The organism is Billgrantia gudaonensis (assembly GCF_900100195.1).
GTDB classification, from domain to species: Bacteria; Pseudomonadota; Gammaproteobacteria; order Pseudomonadales; family Halomonadaceae; genus Halomonas; species Halomonas gudaonensis.
Genome location: NZ_FNES01000011.1, coordinates 1 through 15,572, shown reverse-complemented (window position 1 = coordinate 15,572; position 15,572 = coordinate 1). Strand labels below are relative to the sequence as shown.

23 protein-coding genes are annotated in these 15,572 nt (G+C 59.1%); 13 read left to right on the top strand and 10 right to left on the bottom strand.

Features of this window, described 5'->3' with window-relative positions:
- Nucleotides 1-32: 32 nt before the first annotated feature.
- Both BLP96_RS13155 and BLP96_RS13150 read right to left on the bottom strand, forming a co-directional pair.
- On the bottom strand, nt 33-698 hold the full coding sequence (locus BLP96_RS13155) for a response regulator (protein ID WP_089686918.1): 666 nt from the start codon (nt 696-698) through the stop codon (nt 33-35).
- Between the two features lie 9 nt (nt 699-707).
- Nucleotides 708-1,202: a cupredoxin domain-containing protein gene (locus BLP96_RS13150; RefSeq protein WP_089686916.1), complete on the bottom strand. Its 495-nt coding sequence runs from the start codon at nt 1,200-1,202 to the stop codon at nt 708-710.
- 209 nt (nt 1,203-1,411) lie between these two features.
- On the opposite strand from BLP96_RS13150, the gene BLP96_RS13145 reads away from it, so the two are divergent.
- The 4 genes from BLP96_RS13145 (at nt 1,412) to BLP96_RS13135 (ending at nt 3,194) form a co-directional block, all read left to right on the top strand.
- Entirely contained in the window at nt 1,412-2,104 is a 693-nt protein-coding gene (locus BLP96_RS13145) for a periplasmic heavy metal sensor (RefSeq protein ID WP_089686914.1), read from the top strand.
- 119 nt (nt 2,105-2,223) lie between these two features.
- The gene (locus BLP96_RS13140) at nt 2,224-2,526 is read left to right on the top strand and encodes a hypothetical protein (RefSeq protein ID WP_089686912.1); all 303 of its coding nucleotides are present in this window, start codon (nt 2,224-2,226) and stop codon (nt 2,524-2,526) included.
- A 78-nt stretch (nt 2,527-2,604) separates the two neighbouring features.
- Nucleotides 2,605-2,757: a hypothetical protein gene (locus tag BLP96_RS20130; RefSeq protein ID WP_023007307.1), complete on the top strand. Its 153-nt coding sequence runs from the start codon at nt 2,605-2,607 to the stop codon at nt 2,755-2,757.
- Nucleotides 2,754-3,194: a DUF411 domain-containing protein gene (locus BLP96_RS13135; protein ID WP_023007306.1), complete on the top strand. Its 441-nt coding sequence runs from the start codon at nt 2,754-2,756 to the stop codon at nt 3,192-3,194. The genes BLP96_RS20130 and BLP96_RS13135 overlap by 4 nt, the downstream gene beginning before the upstream one ends.
- Before the next feature lie 201 nt (nt 3,195-3,395).
- Here BLP96_RS13135 and BLP96_RS13130 read toward each other — a convergent pair whose 3' ends face one another.
- Nucleotides 3,396-3,836: a hypothetical protein gene (locus BLP96_RS13130; protein WP_089686910.1), complete on the bottom strand. Its 441-nt coding sequence runs from the start codon at nt 3,834-3,836 to the stop codon at nt 3,396-3,398.
- 279 nt (nt 3,837-4,115) lie between these two features.
- Here BLP96_RS13130 and BLP96_RS13125 point away from each other — a divergent pair, with 279 nt between their 5' ends.
- From BLP96_RS13125 to BLP96_RS13105, 8 genes are all read left to right on the top strand, one after another.
- Nucleotides 4,116-4,454: a toxin gene (locus BLP96_RS13125; protein WP_089686909.1), complete on the top strand. Its 339-nt coding sequence runs from the start codon at nt 4,116-4,118 to the stop codon at nt 4,452-4,454.
- Nucleotides 4,455-4,456: 2 nt separating this feature from the next.
- Nucleotides 4,457-4,771 (top strand): helix-turn-helix domain-containing protein, encoded by a 315-nt coding sequence (locus tag BLP96_RS13120; protein WP_176475893.1) that lies wholly within the window; start codon nt 4,457-4,459, stop codon nt 4,769-4,771.
- Nucleotides 4,772-4,837: 66 nt separating this feature from the next.
- The gene (locus BLP96_RS19910; RefSeq protein ID WP_141247003.1) at nt 4,838-5,257 is read left to right on the top strand and encodes a hypothetical protein; all 420 of its coding nucleotides are present in this window, start codon (nt 4,838-4,840) and stop codon (nt 5,255-5,257) included.
- Between the two features lie 242 nt (nt 5,258-5,499).
- On the top strand, nt 5,500-6,258 hold the full coding sequence (locus BLP96_RS13115) for a hypothetical protein (protein WP_089686904.1): 759 nt from the start codon (nt 5,500-5,502) through the stop codon (nt 6,256-6,258).
- Nucleotides 6,259-6,265: 7 nt separating this feature from the next.
- Entirely contained in the window at nt 6,266-6,439 is a 174-nt protein-coding gene (locus BLP96_RS20590; RefSeq protein WP_141247007.1) for a phage virion morphogenesis protein, read from the top strand.
- Between the two features lie 31 nt (nt 6,440-6,470).
- Nucleotides 6,471-6,617 carry a phage virion morphogenesis protein gene (locus BLP96_RS20585; RefSeq protein ID WP_176475894.1) on the top strand — a complete coding sequence of 49 codons (147 nt, stop codon included), beginning with the start codon at nt 6,471-6,473 and terminating at the stop codon, nt 6,615-6,617.
- 317 nt (nt 6,618-6,934) lie between these two features.
- The gene (locus BLP96_RS13110; RefSeq protein ID WP_089686902.1) at nt 6,935-7,615 is read left to right on the top strand and encodes a hypothetical protein; all 681 of its coding nucleotides are present in this window, start codon (nt 6,935-6,937) and stop codon (nt 7,613-7,615) included.
- Nucleotides 7,599-8,018: a PIN-like domain-containing protein gene (locus BLP96_RS13105; RefSeq protein WP_089686901.1), complete on the top strand. Its 420-nt coding sequence runs from the start codon at nt 7,599-7,601 to the stop codon at nt 8,016-8,018. The genes BLP96_RS13110 and BLP96_RS13105 overlap by 17 nt, the downstream gene beginning before the upstream one ends.
- A 17-nt stretch (nt 8,019-8,035) precedes the next feature.
- On the opposite strand, the gene BLP96_RS13100 is transcribed toward BLP96_RS13105, so the two are convergent.
- The 5 genes from BLP96_RS13100 to BLP96_RS13080 are packed head-to-tail and all read right to left on the bottom strand — an operon-like array spanning nt 8,036 to nt 12,845.
- Complete coding sequence (locus BLP96_RS13100) at nt 8,036-9,583, bottom strand: conjugal transfer protein TraG N-terminal domain-containing protein (protein ID WP_089686899.1); 1,548 nt, start codon at nt 9,581-9,583, stop codon at nt 8,036-8,038.
- On the bottom strand, nt 9,583-9,963 hold the full coding sequence (locus tag BLP96_RS13095) for a hypothetical protein (RefSeq protein ID WP_089686897.1): 381 nt from the start codon (nt 9,961-9,963) through the stop codon (nt 9,583-9,585). The genes BLP96_RS13100 and BLP96_RS13095 overlap by 1 nt, the downstream gene beginning before the upstream one ends.
- Nucleotides 9,963-11,450, bottom strand: a complete 1,488-nt coding sequence (locus BLP96_RS13090; protein ID WP_089686895.1) for an integrating conjugative element protein — start codon at nt 11,448-11,450, stop codon at nt 9,963-9,965. Before BLP96_RS13090 ends, BLP96_RS13095 begins: the two co-directional genes overlap by 1 nt.
- 13 nt (nt 11,451-11,463) lie before the next feature.
- Complete coding sequence (locus BLP96_RS13085) at nt 11,464-12,414, bottom strand: TIGR03756 family integrating conjugative element protein (RefSeq protein WP_479688547.1); 951 nt, start codon at nt 12,412-12,414, stop codon at nt 11,464-11,466.
- Entirely contained in the window at nt 12,411-12,845 is a 435-nt protein-coding gene (locus tag BLP96_RS13080) for a TIGR03757 family integrating conjugative element protein (protein WP_089686893.1), read from the bottom strand. The genes BLP96_RS13085 and BLP96_RS13080 overlap by 4 nt, the downstream gene beginning before the upstream one ends.
- A gap of 236 nt (nt 12,846-13,081) precedes the next feature.
- On the opposite strand from BLP96_RS13080, the gene BLP96_RS13075 reads away from it, so the two are divergent.
- Nucleotides 13,082-13,453 (top strand): histone-like nucleoid-structuring protein, MvaT/MvaU family, encoded by a 372-nt coding sequence (locus tag BLP96_RS13075; protein ID WP_089686891.1) that lies wholly within the window; start codon nt 13,082-13,084, stop codon nt 13,451-13,453.
- Nucleotides 13,454-13,568: 115 nt separating this feature from the next.
- Here the strand turns inward: BLP96_RS13075 and BLP96_RS13070 are convergent, their stop codons facing one another.
- Together BLP96_RS13070 and BLP96_RS13065 are read right to left on the bottom strand one after the other, a co-directional pair.
- Complete coding sequence (locus tag BLP96_RS13070; RefSeq protein WP_089686889.1) at nt 13,569-15,233, bottom strand: ATP-dependent nuclease; 1,665 nt, start codon at nt 15,231-15,233, stop codon at nt 13,569-13,571.
- Nucleotides 15,234-15,284: 51 nt separating this feature from the next.
- Nucleotides 15,285-15,572: integrase core domain-containing protein (locus BLP96_RS13065; protein WP_143005112.1), on the bottom strand; the 288-nt coding region annotated here is incomplete at its 5' end.

Sequence of the window (15,572 nt, the reverse complement as noted above, 5' to 3'; positions counted from 1 at the left end):
AACACAGCAAGCGGATTCGCAGGCTCCGTCGGTCAATGCGTAACAAAGATATACCCCTGTCCACGCCGAGTCTGTATCATCGATTTTCCTACGTGACGACGCAATCTGGCAATGTACACTTCAATAATATTAGGCGTCGCCGCATCTTGATCTAGTGCGTAAAGTTGCTGGAGGAGGCGTTCTTTAGAAAGCACTCGATCAGGGTGATGCATAAAATAACGCATCAGGGCGAATTCAGTCCCGGTCAAAGACTGCCAAGCTCTCCCATTGACGCTGACAGACCGGCTTGCCTCATCCAACGTAATACCATTGAGAGAAAGCTCATTCGACGTACTGCCAAATTTCCTGCGCAGTAGTGCTCTAATCCTGGCGATGAGCTCAGGCTCATGAAAGGGCTTTGTCAAATAATCATCAGCACCTTCTTCAAGGCCTACGACTTTATCTTCCCATGTATCTCGAGCCGTCAGAATCAGAACAGGAAGGTCGTATCCATCCTTACGCCACTTCTTGAGCAAATCCAGTCCAGAGCCGTCTGGAAGACCGAGATCGAGGATTACCAGTTCATAGTGCTCGGTTGCCATAAGTGACCTGGCCACTTTCAGCGAAGTGGCCAGGTCAACCCGGTAACCGTTGTCTTTCAGACTTTCGGCCAGACTCTCCGCGAGCAGGTCGTCATCTTCAAGAAGCAACAGTTTCATGTGAAAAGCTTACCCCTGTAAATCGATATTTCCGGACATGCCGGCCTCATAATGGCCCGGAATATTGCAGGCGTACTCCAGCCCGTCCACATTCTGGGGGGCAGTCCATACAAGCTCCGCGGTGTCACCCGGCGCGATGGTCACGGACGGCATGCTGCCGCCATGCTCGCCCTCGGCCATGTCATGGCCTCCGTGACCGCCATGTCCGCCGTCCCCACTTCCCATCATCGCCTGCATCATTTCGCGATGCTCTTCCTGTGCTTTGGCGTCTCCGATTACGAATTCATGCTCGAGGTTGCCGGTGTTGACGATTTCGAACTTGATGGTGTCTCCGGGCGCGATATCGAGATTCTCGGCGTTGAACCACATGTCACCCGCCTCGAGCCTAATGGTGCGATCGATGTCGGCATCGCTCACCGCAGCTTGAGAGCCGCCGTGCCCAGCACCAGCGAAGGCAGCTGTCGTAGCGAGGCCGAGTGCCAGCGTCAGTAGAGTCTTGCGCATGATATACCCTCTTTTAGTTGAGTCAGGGGAGTTCACTTGTAACGCACAAACCTGAAGACAAGCTGAACAAAGCAAAAAATAGTGTCAATCCACATCACACCTTGACATTGGGCCCACCCATAGGTTGTAAGCTCATAACTGAAGCCAAACAGCCTTCCCTGCCTCGGTAAGGCGATTTCTCTACCAGCAGCAAGATGAGAGTACAGCACATGATCAAGCACAAGCAGCTTCTCGCCATCGCTCTGGCCGCCAGCATGGGTGTCGTCACCAGCGGTGCCGCCTCTGCGCAAGGTATGCAACAGGGTCAGGGCATGCAACAAGGCGGCATGATGGGCGGTCAGGGCGGTATGGGCCCCGGCATGATGATGGGCGGTCAGGGCGGCATGGGCCCCGGCATGATGATGGGCGGCCAGGGCGGCATGGGCCCCGGCATGATGATGGGCGGCCAAGGCGGCATGGGCCCCGGTATGATGATGGACGGCCAGGGCGGCATGGGCCCCGGCATGATGATGGGCGGCCAGGGCGGCATGGGCCCCGGCATGATGATGGGCGGCCAGGGCGGCATGATGCCCTGTCCGATGATGGCGAACATGGGAGGCATGGCCGGAATGCTCGACGAAGAGCAGCTGAGTTCCCTGCGCGAGATGCGCAGGGAGCACCGTTCCGCCCAGTTCGAACGCATGGGCGAGATGATGAACCTGCGTGACGACATGATGCTGCTGATGCAGGCGGAGCGTCCTGATCCGGAGGAGGTCCAGGCACTCCATGGTCAGATGGCCACCCTCCAGGGCGAGATGATGGCGGACAAGGTGCGCATGCGTAATCGGATGCAGGATCTGCTGAGCGATCAGCAGCGCGAGCAGCTGAAGCAGGACCCGTCTTCCGGCAACAACCCGCAGTGATACCCGATGCCCGCCGCCTGACGGGTATCGCTCAGCCATCTCGCTCCCTATTGCGCTGGGTCAAGGTGGTCAACCGGATGACTGGCACAGAATGACACAAGGATGACGAGGGAATCACCATGACCGAACAGGCCAGACCGCTGCACCGCACACGAGGAGGACGCTTGCTGGCGTTGCTGCTCGTGGTGCTACTGTCAGTGTCCGGCCTGACCGCTCAGGCGGCCATGGAGAGCTGCGCCGCTGACTGCAGCACGGCTGAGGTCGAGTTGTTCGATCACGCCGACCCCGAATGCGCCGGCTGCGCGGCCCTGGCGTCGACGCCCCTCGTCATTCCTGCCACCCCCGACACCCTGGCCGACACCGCCGGACCGGCTAAGGTCGAATTCATCGCCCCGCCCCCGCGCGAACCTCCCAGACCCTGACCGTGCATCCAACGCCTCGGTGATGCTGGCCATCGGCCTGCCACCGGATTTACCTGCACGTTCGTCAGGAGTCTTGTTATGTTCAGCAACGAATGCTTCGCCTTCATGGACTCAATGAGCTGGATGGGATGGCTGATGCCGCTGACGGTCACGCTTTTGCTTGGCCTAGGCATTGCCGCCCTCGTCAAATACCTGTTCGTTTCCCGTCACACCCAGGAGAACCGCTCATGAACCGCTTTGCCCCCACCCTCTTTTTCTCCACCGCGCTGCTGTTGGGCGCCGGCACCACCCAGGCCGCATCGCCGACCGAGGCCACCCTCTACAAGAATCCCCAGTGCGGCTGCTGCGACGAGTACGCCCGCCAGCTTGAGGAGCGCGGTGTCAGCGTGACCATCGTCGATGACGTGGAGCTGGGCAAGGTCAAGGAGCGCGTCGGCCTGCCCTACGGGCTCGGCGCCTGCCACACCATCGAGATGGGTGAATACGTGATTGAGGGCCATGTTCCCTTCGTGGCCGTGGAGAAACTATTCGAGGAACGTCCTGACACCGATGGCATCGGCCTGGCCGGCATGCCTATCGGCACCCCCGGGATGCCGGGCCCAAAGCAGGAAGACTGGAACATTTATCAATTCCGGAACGGGGAGGCAACACCCTTCATGACCCTGTAATCCGACCTACAGGCAGAGGAAGAAGGCCGCTTCACGCTTGAGTGAAGCGGTTTTTTCTGTTTGGTTGAAGCACAACTGCGTCGTGATATGTAGGGCGGGACAGGACTGCCGATGACGTCAAGGCATTGGCACTTGGTCGATAGCACCCACGGCCCGACAGGCCAACCGGCCACTTCGGGCGCGGGCAGGGGTAAATAGTGGTCATAAGGGCCGTATTCCTCGGTGGCGCTCCTGTAACACCAGTACCACCAGCGTCAGGGCTGTCAGCGGGAGTGCAAAGAACAGCATGGTGACGCTGAAGACCGGTAGCGCATCGTGGTGTGTGGCAGCCAGGATCAAGTAGAGGGTGTAAGCCAGGTAATAGGCTAACAGAACGCCACCCTCCCAGCGGCTGATCACCCCGCCAGTGAAGCAGATCGGCAGACAGAGCAAGGCCACGGCAATCATGACCGGGATATCGAAACCCGCCATGGCCTCGGGGACGGCGATGCCGGTGGGAGCCAGCAACCCGGCCAGGCCCAGCACGCCGATAGAGTCGACCCCTGCGGCGGCCAGCCGCTCGATCAGACCGACGAAGGCGACCTCGTCGATGGTCTGCTCGTTCATGGACGTCAGGGGAAAGGCGCTGAGACCAGTCAGCATCAAGGAGGCTCCTTGTTCGACAGTTCACGTAGGGCTTGCTTGAGAGTATGTCATAGCCGCAATGCCACTGGAGCAGCCCTTTTCCCTTTCTCCTTTGGGGTTCGCAACTTGCTGACTTTTCAGGATAAGCCCCTTCCCCTTGATCTCCCCTTCCCTTCCACCTTTCCGCCCTTTTGGCATTTTCACTATTTGCTGATGTAATACCGCTAGGCCGACCATCGAGGCGCTTGACAGAGTTAGGTGCAGCGGCAAAAATATACGCAAACCACGTACACTTCTATGAAAGCAATTTTTGTCGAGCTGCCGGCCTTCGAGCGGCATCGCTCTACCTACTTCGACGATGCCGCATTTCGTGCCTTCCAGAGCTTCTTGCTCAAGAACCCCACGGCCGGTGACGTCATCCAGGGAACAGGAGGGCTGCGCAAGGTTCGGTTCAGCGACCCCAAGCGGCAGAAGGGCAAACGGGGCGGTGTTCGCATCATCTACTACTGGTGGCTGGGTGGCTCCCAGTTCTGGTTGTTCACCTTGTACGACAAGGATTCACAGGATGACCTGACGCCAGCCCAGCGCAAGACCCTGAAACAGCTGCTGGATGCGGAGCTCAACGCGAGGACATGACCATGGGCCGTAACATCTTTGACGAGCTCGTCGAGGGCTTCGATGCACTGGCAGATGAGCGCCAAGGCAAGCGCACGCTGCGCTCCCACTCCGTAGAGCTGGAGGAGGTTCCCGACGTCACAGCCAGCGAGCTCATCGAGCTACGAGAGCGGCTGCATATGTCTCGCCCGGTATTCGCTATGTACCTGCGCACCAACCCCAGGACGCTGGAGAACTGGGAGCAGGGCCGCGCCAAGCCCAACGCCCAGGCGAAGACCCTAATTCGTCTGGTTCAGAAATACCCCGAGACCATCGAGCATCTCGCATCCCTCAGCTGACCCCAGTGGAGCTTCCCCCATACTGGGTCTATGCTAGAGATCTGATGTATCCAGGGAGGGAAGCCCATGGCCCTGAAATCACTTCTGGCCCGAGCTGTCGCAGCTGGCAATAAGGCACATCAACAGAGCCAGCAGGACGGCTGGTCCGATGGATGGCACACCCGGGCGAGCACAGCGGAGTCGTTGCGCGTGCTGCGTGACTCCACCGCCGATGCGGCCAAGTCTACCGCCCATACCGCCACCACCCAAGAAGGATGGCGGCGGATTGCTCGTGGTGCCGGGAAAGTAGCCGGTGGTGCCGCCATGATGGCCGGTGGCGTGGCTCAGGGAGTTATGAGCGCCTCTGCTGGGAGCGAGTGCTCTCATGTCAGCGACCCATGGAATGCCAATACCAATGATCCCCGCACTGACCGCATAGTAGGGCTGTATTACGACCATACTGGCGCTCCCATTGATTGTCTCGGCAACCCTTTGTACGAAGACTAGATACCACCTCTCCTAACCGAGCAGGTGATCACCTTGATGGACTGCGGCGCCGATACCATCAGTGCGGCGCGCACTACATGCTCGCCTATCCCATCGAAGCCTGCCCGGCTCTTCTATAAGTTGCACATCAACTGCTCAGGCGATAACGGCTATCAGCTGGCCATCGAGTGGGGAAGCCCGGACGAGATTATCCCGTAGCGGCCATACTGGCGTGAAGACGAATTGATCTAGGAGCGTTCAGGATGAGCAAGGTGAAACTTTTCGGGCACATGTGGATTGCCCGCAACCTCACCGAGGTCGAGGTCAGGAAGTTATGCGGCTTTCTTACTCTCGGCCTCCGACACCTCGATGCCTACCAGTACAGCATGGAAGTCACGCCAGTCTATGAGTCAGCCATCTCCCGTATGGAAGTGCCTAGCTTGCCTATCGTGAAGATGGCACGACAGGATCACGTCAACAGCTTTTTCGAGGAAGGCAAACTTCAACTCGGCTCATTCGAATACTACAGCCGCCATGACCACGGTGAAGTCGGCGACAAGCTGGAAGGGGACGTCGTCCTGCTCGCCGAAAGGGAAAACTTCACCACTGCTGGGCGGTTCGCCGGAGGCTTCGACCACTACCTACTGTGCACGTACCGAGGAGATCCGGATCCCGAAACGCTGGCGAAATTCGAGTATGACAGCGGCTTTATCATCCGAGACCCAGCGGGCTTCGCCACTGCGATACAGCGAGCTCTAGGTGCACATGGCCATGAATATGCCAGCTGCGTGTATAGCCCTCACAAAGCGCTGCGTGGGAAAGTACAGCCAGGCTTCAGCATCGACCGCATCGATCACCGCACCATCGAGATGATCAGCTCCGCGCGACACTTCATCAAACCAGATCGATTCGCTCACCAGCGAGAGTTTCGCTTTACCTGGGGGATGCCTTACGACGTCAGCGAGCCATTTATCGTGACCTGTCCAGAAGCCGTCCAATATTGCGAGCGCCTGCCCTCATGAGTGACAGCTGGAGGCCCTGGAGCGATGGGTCGAGCCGCTGATTGAGAAGCTCAGCCCCACCGAGCCCCGCCATCTCGCCCGCCTGGAGGCCCACGACCTGCGTATCAGTCAGCTGGAGCGCATCAAGGCCCTGCAAAATCCCGACGGTAACACCTCCCTACCTGCCTCAAACCGCCCTTAGCGACCAGGCCCGCAGCATCCGCCAGCGCGCCATGTTCGCCAAGCGCCCCACCGCATGCTCCCTGAAAATGAAGGCCGGCCCCAATGCCACTGCGGTCGGCCGCGTGACGCGCATCGCATGCGGCCATCAGCTCGACCTGCGCAATCGCGTCGAGCCCGGCGGCCCCATGCCCAACTGAAGTGGCCCCCGCCCCCCTCTCCGGCTGGAAGCCCGAAATCGACGCCACTTCCTGGCTGATCACCGAGGTCACCCAAGATCTGGCCGACACCGCCATACTAACTCGCTGCGGTTTGAAGTTGTGATGGGATGAAAGGAGGCGGCAACCTCATGAAACGCAAGGTTTAATCAAGAAACTGCGGCCAAAATAGCTGATCTCCAAGGTTGATCTACCTATGCAGTGGGCCTATAGTCCACCACACTTAAAGACAGCATAAGACAGTAGAACGAACCGGCGATGCACCGGTCACAGGGCGAGAGGAACTCGGGGAGGGAGCCATGACGGCACTCGTTGGTATTGGGCTGTACAGCCCCAAGCAGGCAGAGAGGCTCATCGGAGTCGAAGCGGACAAGATCCGCCGCTGGCTGCTGCGCGATACCTCACCCCTCGGCCCGCTCTGGCACCCTGAGCCCGAAGCCCTGGGTGCCGAGGACACCCTCAGCTTCCGGGACCTTCTGGAAGTCCGAGCGGTGGCGCAGTTCCGCGAGTACGTCACCATGTCCGCGATTCGCGAAGCGCTCGCTAGCCTACGTGACTACCTCGAACGCGATTATCCGCTGACCCATCCTCGGCTTCTCACCGATGGCAAGGCGGTATTCCTGCGGCACCTTGAGGAGAACGGTATAGAAGCCCTGACCGACCTCGGCAAACGCCAGGCCGTCTTCCCCGACGTCATTTTCCCCTCTCTGCTGAAAGGTATCGAATTCGATGCCAGCGAGAATCCTGTCCGCTGGCATCCCGCCCCCCAAGACCCTAGCATCGTGATCGACCCGAAGCTCGCCTTCGGCAAGCCGATCGTCCTCCCTTGCCACATGTCGACCCATGCCATCTACAGCGCCTTCCAGGCGGAAGATGGCGATGCCGAGGCCGTGGCAAGGAACTTCGAGATCTCACTGGATGAGGTGAATCGCGCCGTTAACTTTGAAAAAAGGATAGCGGCAGGTGCACTTCTTCATTGACGAAAACCTAAGCCACCGCATCGCCAACGCCCTTCATCACCTCGCTCAGCTGCGCACTGAAAAGCACAGCGTTGTTCATGCCCGCGAGTTCAATGCCCGTCCTGGTGTTCCTGATCAGGAGTGGCTGGAGCGCCTTCAGCAGGAAGGCAACTGGGTGATTCTCTCAAAGGATCGGTTCAAGAAAGGCGACCCAGAGCGGCTGGCTTTTGAGAACGCCGGACTGACCATCATCAACCTGGGAAAGGACTGGAGCCGGCGCAAGGTGTGGGATACGGCTATCCAGTTGATCCGATGGTGGCCGACTATTTCCAAGGAAGTCACCCAGACGAAAGGCCCCATGCTCTACGAGCTCCCCTGGGGGATGTCCGGCAAGCTCAAAGGCCGCAAGCTACCAAAACCTTAGTAAAGCCCCGACCATTCCTACCCCAGTTTCCCACCAGAGCCGCTCGCTTGGGTTTGGCTGCCACCCTTCTGCCCGGCACTTTGAGATGGAGATGTGGACTGGGTCACGCTCCGCCCCAAGGAGTCACCAACTTTCATCCCTGACCACCCCAGCACCGCCACCCACAGCGTCGGCAGCACCAGAAACATCATTCCCTCCACGAACTGCAGCACCATGCGGTCGTAGAGGTTGTTGGCGGCGGAGAGCCAGCTCAGCTTGGCGGCGTCGCTGCGGTAGAGCAGATCCACCAGGTTGGCGTTGATCCAGCGGGCGAGCTCCCACCAGAAGGTCAGGAACCACATGGCGAAGAGCCCAAAGGTGGCCATGCCGGCGACCTTGAAGCTGTAGCTGGAGATAACCATGACGAAGGGCAGGCAGATGATGACGGCCATCACCAGGATGCCCTGCACCATGGGCAGCGCCTGTTTGAGCATATCCATGCCGGCCTGGAAGGGCAGGATCGACAGGGTGCCGCCAATCGCCGAGCCGGCGGTGACGGTGGCATCCCAGAAGCTGCTGCCACCATCCAATCCTCGAAAGCCCACCACGGCCTGATCCAAGTTGCCGCTGGCTGCACCCGAGCGGGGGCTAACCAGGCGCCGTATCACGTAGTCCTCGGCGTCACTGCCGGTGAAGACGCTGCGGAAGTCGTCCCAGAACCCCGTGCTCACCTCATCATGCAGCCGGGCCCTCAAGCCAACGCTTTCGGCTGACCACCACTCCTGGCAGGAGGGGTAGCCCGGCATCCCCGGGCCGGTGTTGGGCCGGGAGACATCCCGGCTGGCATCGTAGGGGAAGCCAGTGATAGGCCGCCCGGCGTAGAAGCTGTCGTAGTAGCCGGGGGTGGTCTGGAAGTAGGTCGAGCCAATCCAGTCCACGTCCATGGCCCGGTTCGCCTCGATGCTGCCGCCCTCCTGCAGCAGCCGGTTTCGCGCAGGGCCGAAGCACTGGCGCTGGAACTCTCCCACCTCCTGTTGCAGCCCCGGGTCTTCAATGCTGTGCAGGTCCAGCTCCATGCGGATGGACTCGAAGTCCGTCGAGCAGGGAATAGCGTGAACGGCCGCCGCTGTGACCCCGTGGGATACCGCATGCACCCCCGCCCACCACAGCGGCATCCTGGCCTGCTGGCCTCCAATAGAATTCTCGGTGGCTCCAAACGCCCCCTCGGACCAGCCGCCGGAGGCGAACTGGCGGGTCCCGCACTCCAGCGAACGGCTCTCGTCGACATCGGCGGTGGCCAGCTGGACCTGCAGCAGCGGCAAACAGGTGAAGGCATAGGCCAGAATCATGGCGTAGAGCCGGGTCTCGATGCGATTGACCGTGAGGATGCCCTTGGTCCCGGCCTCGTCGCCCTCCTGCCGGGCCTTGAACCATTCGGAGAGCACCAGGGTAATGAACGGCACCGCGACGATGCCGGTGCCCACCATGACGTTCCAGATGGCGTTGTTGATGATCCAGCCCAACAGCGTCATGGCGTTGGCGAAGTAGTCGAACACCACCAGCGGCGCGGTAAGCAGGCCTCCCATCAGGCACCTCCCAGTTGGTTGACCAGGTTGATGACCTCCAGCAGCACCAGGATGCCCAAGGCCATCAGCTCAAGCCTTCTGAGCTTGGCGAGTGCCTGCCGACCGTCGTCATGATCTCGGCGCAGCCGCGCCACCGCCCGGGGGCGCACCTTACGCCACCAGACCAGGGCTAGCGCGGCGTAGAGGCTCAGCCTCCAGGCCAGTAGCCACGGCCAGGCGGCCTGCCAGGCGCTATGGTGGGCCTCGAGCCCACCCAGCAGCCGCACGCTGATCACCAGAATGATCCCGCTGAGCAGGAACATGGCGATCAGCACCGCGATGGCGACCAGCAGCGATGGCCAGCGACCGGGGCTCACCCAGGAGAAAGCGCGCCGAGCCATCAGTCGCTACCCTCCTCGCCGGCAGGACGGCCACGACCATCCAGAGCCGCATCCGGCCGGAAGGTCTCGCCCTGTGACGCTCCCTGGCTGCGCCGAGCGGCTCGCTCCAGGGCGATGCCGGCAGCGCTGTTGCCCAGCGCCTGGCGGATCTCCATCTCGGAGCGCAGCGACTCAATATCCCGATCCAGAGCCACCAGCTTGCGATCCAGCGCCGACATGCCCTGCTCGTTGTCGGCGATGCCCGGGTCACTGCTGCCGGCCAGCAGCAGCCGGCGCGCCCACAGCGCCTTAGTCAGCGTCCGGGCCAGTGCCATCTCGCCACTCAGGCGATGGATCAGCAGCGAGGCCTCGGGATCGGTGCGCAAGGACTCGATCACCCCACGGGACACGGTAAGGCCGTCACCGGCGGAGACCTGGCGCAGGTTCTCCGGGGTCAGCGGCTCGCTGCCGTCGACCAGACCCAGGAGCTTGCCGTAGACCTCCTGCTGCTCACGCTCAAGCTCGCGCACCAGCCCCGTTCCGGCCTGGGTTTCGCTGCGCTCGCAGCCGTCGCAGGTGCGAATCGACTGCTCGCCGATCACCGCCTGGGTCCACTCGGCGGCCTCCTCTGGGCTCTGCCAGACCGTGCACATGCCGCCTAGACAGCTTCCTCCCGTCCCGCTGCCTGACCCCGAGCCGCCACCGCTCCCACCGGAAGTGCCGACTAACCCGCCGCCGCCGATCCAGCTGCCTTCGTTGGTGGCCACCGACCCCCAGCCGCCTCCGCCACCCGGGATGGGTGCCGTGCTGGTGGTATCGGTACGCCCATGCAGCAGGTTGTAGCCAGCGCGTGCAGTGTCCTCTACCACACGAATTGGCGCCTGACTCTGGCCACCGCGGCGCTGGCCTCCCACCCAGGTCACGCCCTGGTTGCCACCGGACTGGTCGACCTGCTCCTGCGCCGCGACGACATCGGCGTTGGACTGGGCCGCGCTCTGCCAGCTCTCAGCCATGGCCACCTGCTGCCATCCCTGGCCAGTGACCATATCGGCCATGCGCTCGGACATCTTGCGGCAGGACATCGACGCCCGGTCGAAGTCCACCCGCCCCTGCAGCACGCCGTTGCTCAGCAGGTCATAGAGCCCCGGGTTGGCCCGCTGGATGACCATGGCAGGCAGCGAGGCCACCGCACTCTGGGCGTTCTGAACCACCGTCCCCATCAGGTTCTGGAAGCCGTTGGTGATGCCGTTGAGCTGGTTGGAGACCGTGGCGCCGATATCGAAGTTGCCGCAGGTGGCATTCATGTTCCAGCTGATGCCGATTCCACGGCTGTTGGGGTTGTAGCCCCGTCCGGCGGAGACGCTGAAAGGCGAGGCGCCGCCGATCTGGTAGTAAAGGGCATCGGCGGATTGCGCCTGAGCCTGGGCAGCATGGGTAGACAGCAGCCCCACCACCAGGGCACTGGCCAACGGCGCAAGGGCGAAGCGTCGTATACGAGTTCCTTTCATCGGCTTCTCTCCTTCAGGGGACTGCATACAGCAGGGTCTGGCCGCGACGCTTGCAGCAACGATAGGGGAGCCACAACGACCAGGCGTAGTCACCGCCGGTATCCAGGCGGTCACCGTAAGTGTCGGTGACTCCACGGTCCGGCCACACCCGACAGGATTTGCTCATGCCGGGCGTCAGGCGCTGCCAGCGATGAGTAGAGGGGTCACCCTCCTTGACCGGCCCGGGCGGCCAGTAGCCGTCGAGGCTGGAGGCCACCAGCGGCGTGTAGACGTGAGGCTGCCCCGTGCGAGTGACGATGTCGGCAGAGCGCTGGGCAGTGGTCGCCGCGGTCTTGTAATCATGCACCTGGGTCAGGAAGCCGCTGCGCGGATAGACGTTGCCCCACAGGTCGCCGGGCTGGCCCAGCTCACGCATGCCGGGCGTGAGAGCCTCCGGGTAGAGCGACTCGGGAATCCCGCTGCGCCACGCCAGGGCGTCCAGGGTCGAGAGGTGGTAGGGCTGGAAGGGCGTCGCTGCCCCAACACAGGTCATGCCGAAGGCGCTGGCGAAGCTGCTGAAGGCGCTGCCGGCCGGGTGGCCGATGGCGTCCACGTTCTTGAAGCGCAGGTGCTCATGTCGCGCCCGGTTGGCATCCGAGGTGCTCTGCCCGCCTGCCAAGGCCTTACCCAAGGGTGGCGAGAGGGTGGCCACTTCCCACCACGGGTTGTCGCCAGTGTTCTCGTAACTGGAGACCACCAACTCGGGGATGTAATGACGCACCTGCACCGAGGTGCGTATCGAGCAGCCCGACCAGGAACAGTTGAGCCAGACACAGATGCCGATGACCTGATAGTCCAGGCATTGAGTAGTAATCGACGACGCCACAATCTCTGGTGTTGTTAGCGCCTGGGCGGGCCTCTCAATTACGCCCAGGCTCAGCACAGCGCCAATCAACAGAGCGCCCAAGGTCCTGTAGCGCATCATGGGCGGCTCTCCTGACTCAGCAGGCGATCGGCTTCGTTCAATGCCTGCGCGACGTCCGGCTGGCCGTAAATCACATGGCGACCATCGATCACCACGGCGGGCACTTTCTCGACACCCAGCTGCCAGGCCCTGGCCAGCCCGAGATAGCTGTCGGCATAGCGGTCAGCAGTTTCCTGCCACGCGGGCGTGGTCATGCGCTCGCGCATCAAGGCCGCCGCAAGTTCAGGATCAGCAGGAAGGTCTTGCGACAGCTCGGCATCCAGGCGACCGGGCGCATCGAGTTCGATCACTGCCACGCCCGAGGGCACGTTGACAGCCGGCTCCCCGGCAGTGGTGAAGACTTCGATGGCTGGGTCAGCTAGTGAGGGGCCAGCCAGGCATGCACATAGCCCAAAAGCAGCCAGCCAGCGGCATGATTGGCGTCTCTCCATGCTTGCCACTCCAGTAGAACAAGGAACTGGCACAGCATTACGGAGTCGACTTTGAGCTGCATCAGGAAATGTTAACTCGACCGCAGGGTGTTTTCTGGGACAGCAGCCCAATATCCCAGCGCACCCATCATCATGCTGGCAACTGCCACAGCTCCGGTTAATTGAAGAGATCCATTGATTCAAATCACGACAGCCACCATACTTGCTGCCAACACTCACCCAACACGAGTAAACGCATGTCCATTCTCAACACCTACATCCAGAAGGAACAGCAGCTCAAGCAGCTCCAGGAAGAGCTCGACAGGCTGAAGAACGATGATCGCCTCAAGGCCGAGCTAGAGTTCAAGGACAAGCTCGAGGCCCTGATGCGCGAGTTCGACAAGTCAGCCGCCGATGTCATCAAGCTGCTGAACCCACAGCCGGCTGCTGCCAAGGCCTCCGGCACCACGAGCACCGGCCGCGCCAAGCGCAAACTGAAGATCTACAAGAACCCGAACACCGGTGAGGTCGTCGAGACCCGCGGCGGCAATCAGAAGACGCTGAAGGCGTGGAAAGAGGAGTACGGAGCCGAGACCGTTGAGGGTTGGCTGGTGAAGACTGAGGACTAAGTTTTGCTACCCTGCCTGCCGAGAGCGTCGCAGGCAGGGATAGTTGCAGCTACGAAATTCATCTTTTATCGGCTGATGCGCAAAACCTTAACCGCAGGCACTTAACAGGCTGCAATCAAGCCACCATACTTCTCTCTTGCATCAACAAAGCTTCCTCTAAAGCAGTAACAACCAACTTGACTTTACCGATCCACTCTTCGACATCAGCCTCATCTATTTTCTTAAAAATAAATTCCATATAAGCCTTCTTCGATTTATCTCTAATTGAGAAAAATACAATATCACCACCAGCATCCGGAACCCAGCTTTCAAACCATGACTTCTCAGTCTCATAAGCCTGAAAAACCCACTCTTGAGGGAAAATAGATTCAATTGCCATACGCCCTGGTATTAAAACATAGTCTTTCTGTGCATTATAGCCACCTTTTTTCCCATAAAACCCTTCCAGCTCCTTAACAGCTTTAACACCTGCGTCATCTCCATCGAAAAGCGAGACCAATGCAGTTTCTTTTCTTATAAGATGATAGTTTGCCTTCAAAAACCCCTTAAGGTCAGTGACTCCTGTAAACTCTCTTAACTGAACCTCACCAGCTCTTAGGACTGGAAAAGGATCGGGAGAGACTCCCTCCGTAGCGCCTAATACTTTCTCTATGTAAAGCCTATCTGTCTCACCCTCAAAGAAGATATTCTTTTTTGACAGGCCAAAGTAGTCTGAGAATTTAACACCTAAAGAGCAACGTATGCTTTCTGTTGCCTCAATATGTGAAGAATATGGATTTATTATGGTATTCAAATCTTTCCCAAGAGATACGCCCTGCACTTTATTTATATTGGAGGGGATAAAATTGATAGCATGAGTAGTTTTAACAACCGTGGAAATTCCGGCCAGCTGATCGATGACCCTAGAGCACTTCTCAGCCAAACTTGGATGCATAAATGTTTCGGGCTCCTCAAGCAGCCATATCACCATCTTCTTGCTCTGCTGCTCAGTAATCCACTTAAATGAAGACAACAATATAGCTGCCTGAAGCCCCATACCCTTCTCAAAAATCGAGCTACTATTTTTATCTTTCACATATAGATCCAGGCCAGAAATAAAATCTTCCATTACCTTTCCTGGATACTCCATTGATGTCTCAACATCATGAATCCCATTTGCAGAAAGCATATCATTCATACTATCCGTCAAATTAGAAATACTATCTCTTATTTCATAATCATATTTCTCCAGGACGGTAACAACTTTGCGACGAACAAACGGGGTGACAAACTCATGGTAAAGCTCCTCTATAGACTTATTGGAAGGAATGTAATACCATTGGAATTGATCTAGCACAGATGAAACAAACTGCTTCTGCGCCACTGAAAACTGCGCCTGTTTATCTTTGGGCCTTTTCATCCCAGGATATACCTGATAGACCGCCTTCGACCCATTAAAATAAACATTTATCGAGAACTCTCTCTTATCTTCAGTCGCAACACCAAGCATTTCTTTAAGCTTTTCAAGCTTATCGAATATTTCTGAATGCTCCCCCTCAGGATCGCCAGAAAAAGTACAAGTTATACTTGTTTTTACGTTTCTTTGACCATAAGGGAGGTCTCTCTCAACTCTGTAATCGTACTCATTGTCATACCCGGTAAAAAAAGCCATTATGGCTAGTAGCGTGTTAGTTTTCCCAGAATTGTTTGGCCCAACCAACGTTAGCTCATCGCCAACCACTACTTCCTGCTCAACTGTAATTGTGCGGAAAGATTTTATTCTAACGCTTTTTATCTTCAAGCCCACTCGGAGTCTGTCAACATAGTTGGCATATGAAATAGTTCTGGCTCTTTAAAACCCTGCTGCCTGCGGCACTGGGTCCCGCTCGGGATTCAGGTGCACGATCTCAGGCAGGCTGAGCTTCCGGATGTCACCCGACCAGCGCTCCGGGTGACGCTGCTTCGCCGCCTCGAAGACCTCCCGGCGCTGGGCCAGGATGCCTTTGGCCTCGCCGTTATGACGCTGGCTCGGCGTGACGTAGCGAAGGGCGCTGTGCCGGTGCTCGTGGTTGTACCACTCGGTAAATTGCTGAACCCAGTCCTGAGCCTCGGCCAGGGTGGCGAAGCCGTCAGCGGGGAA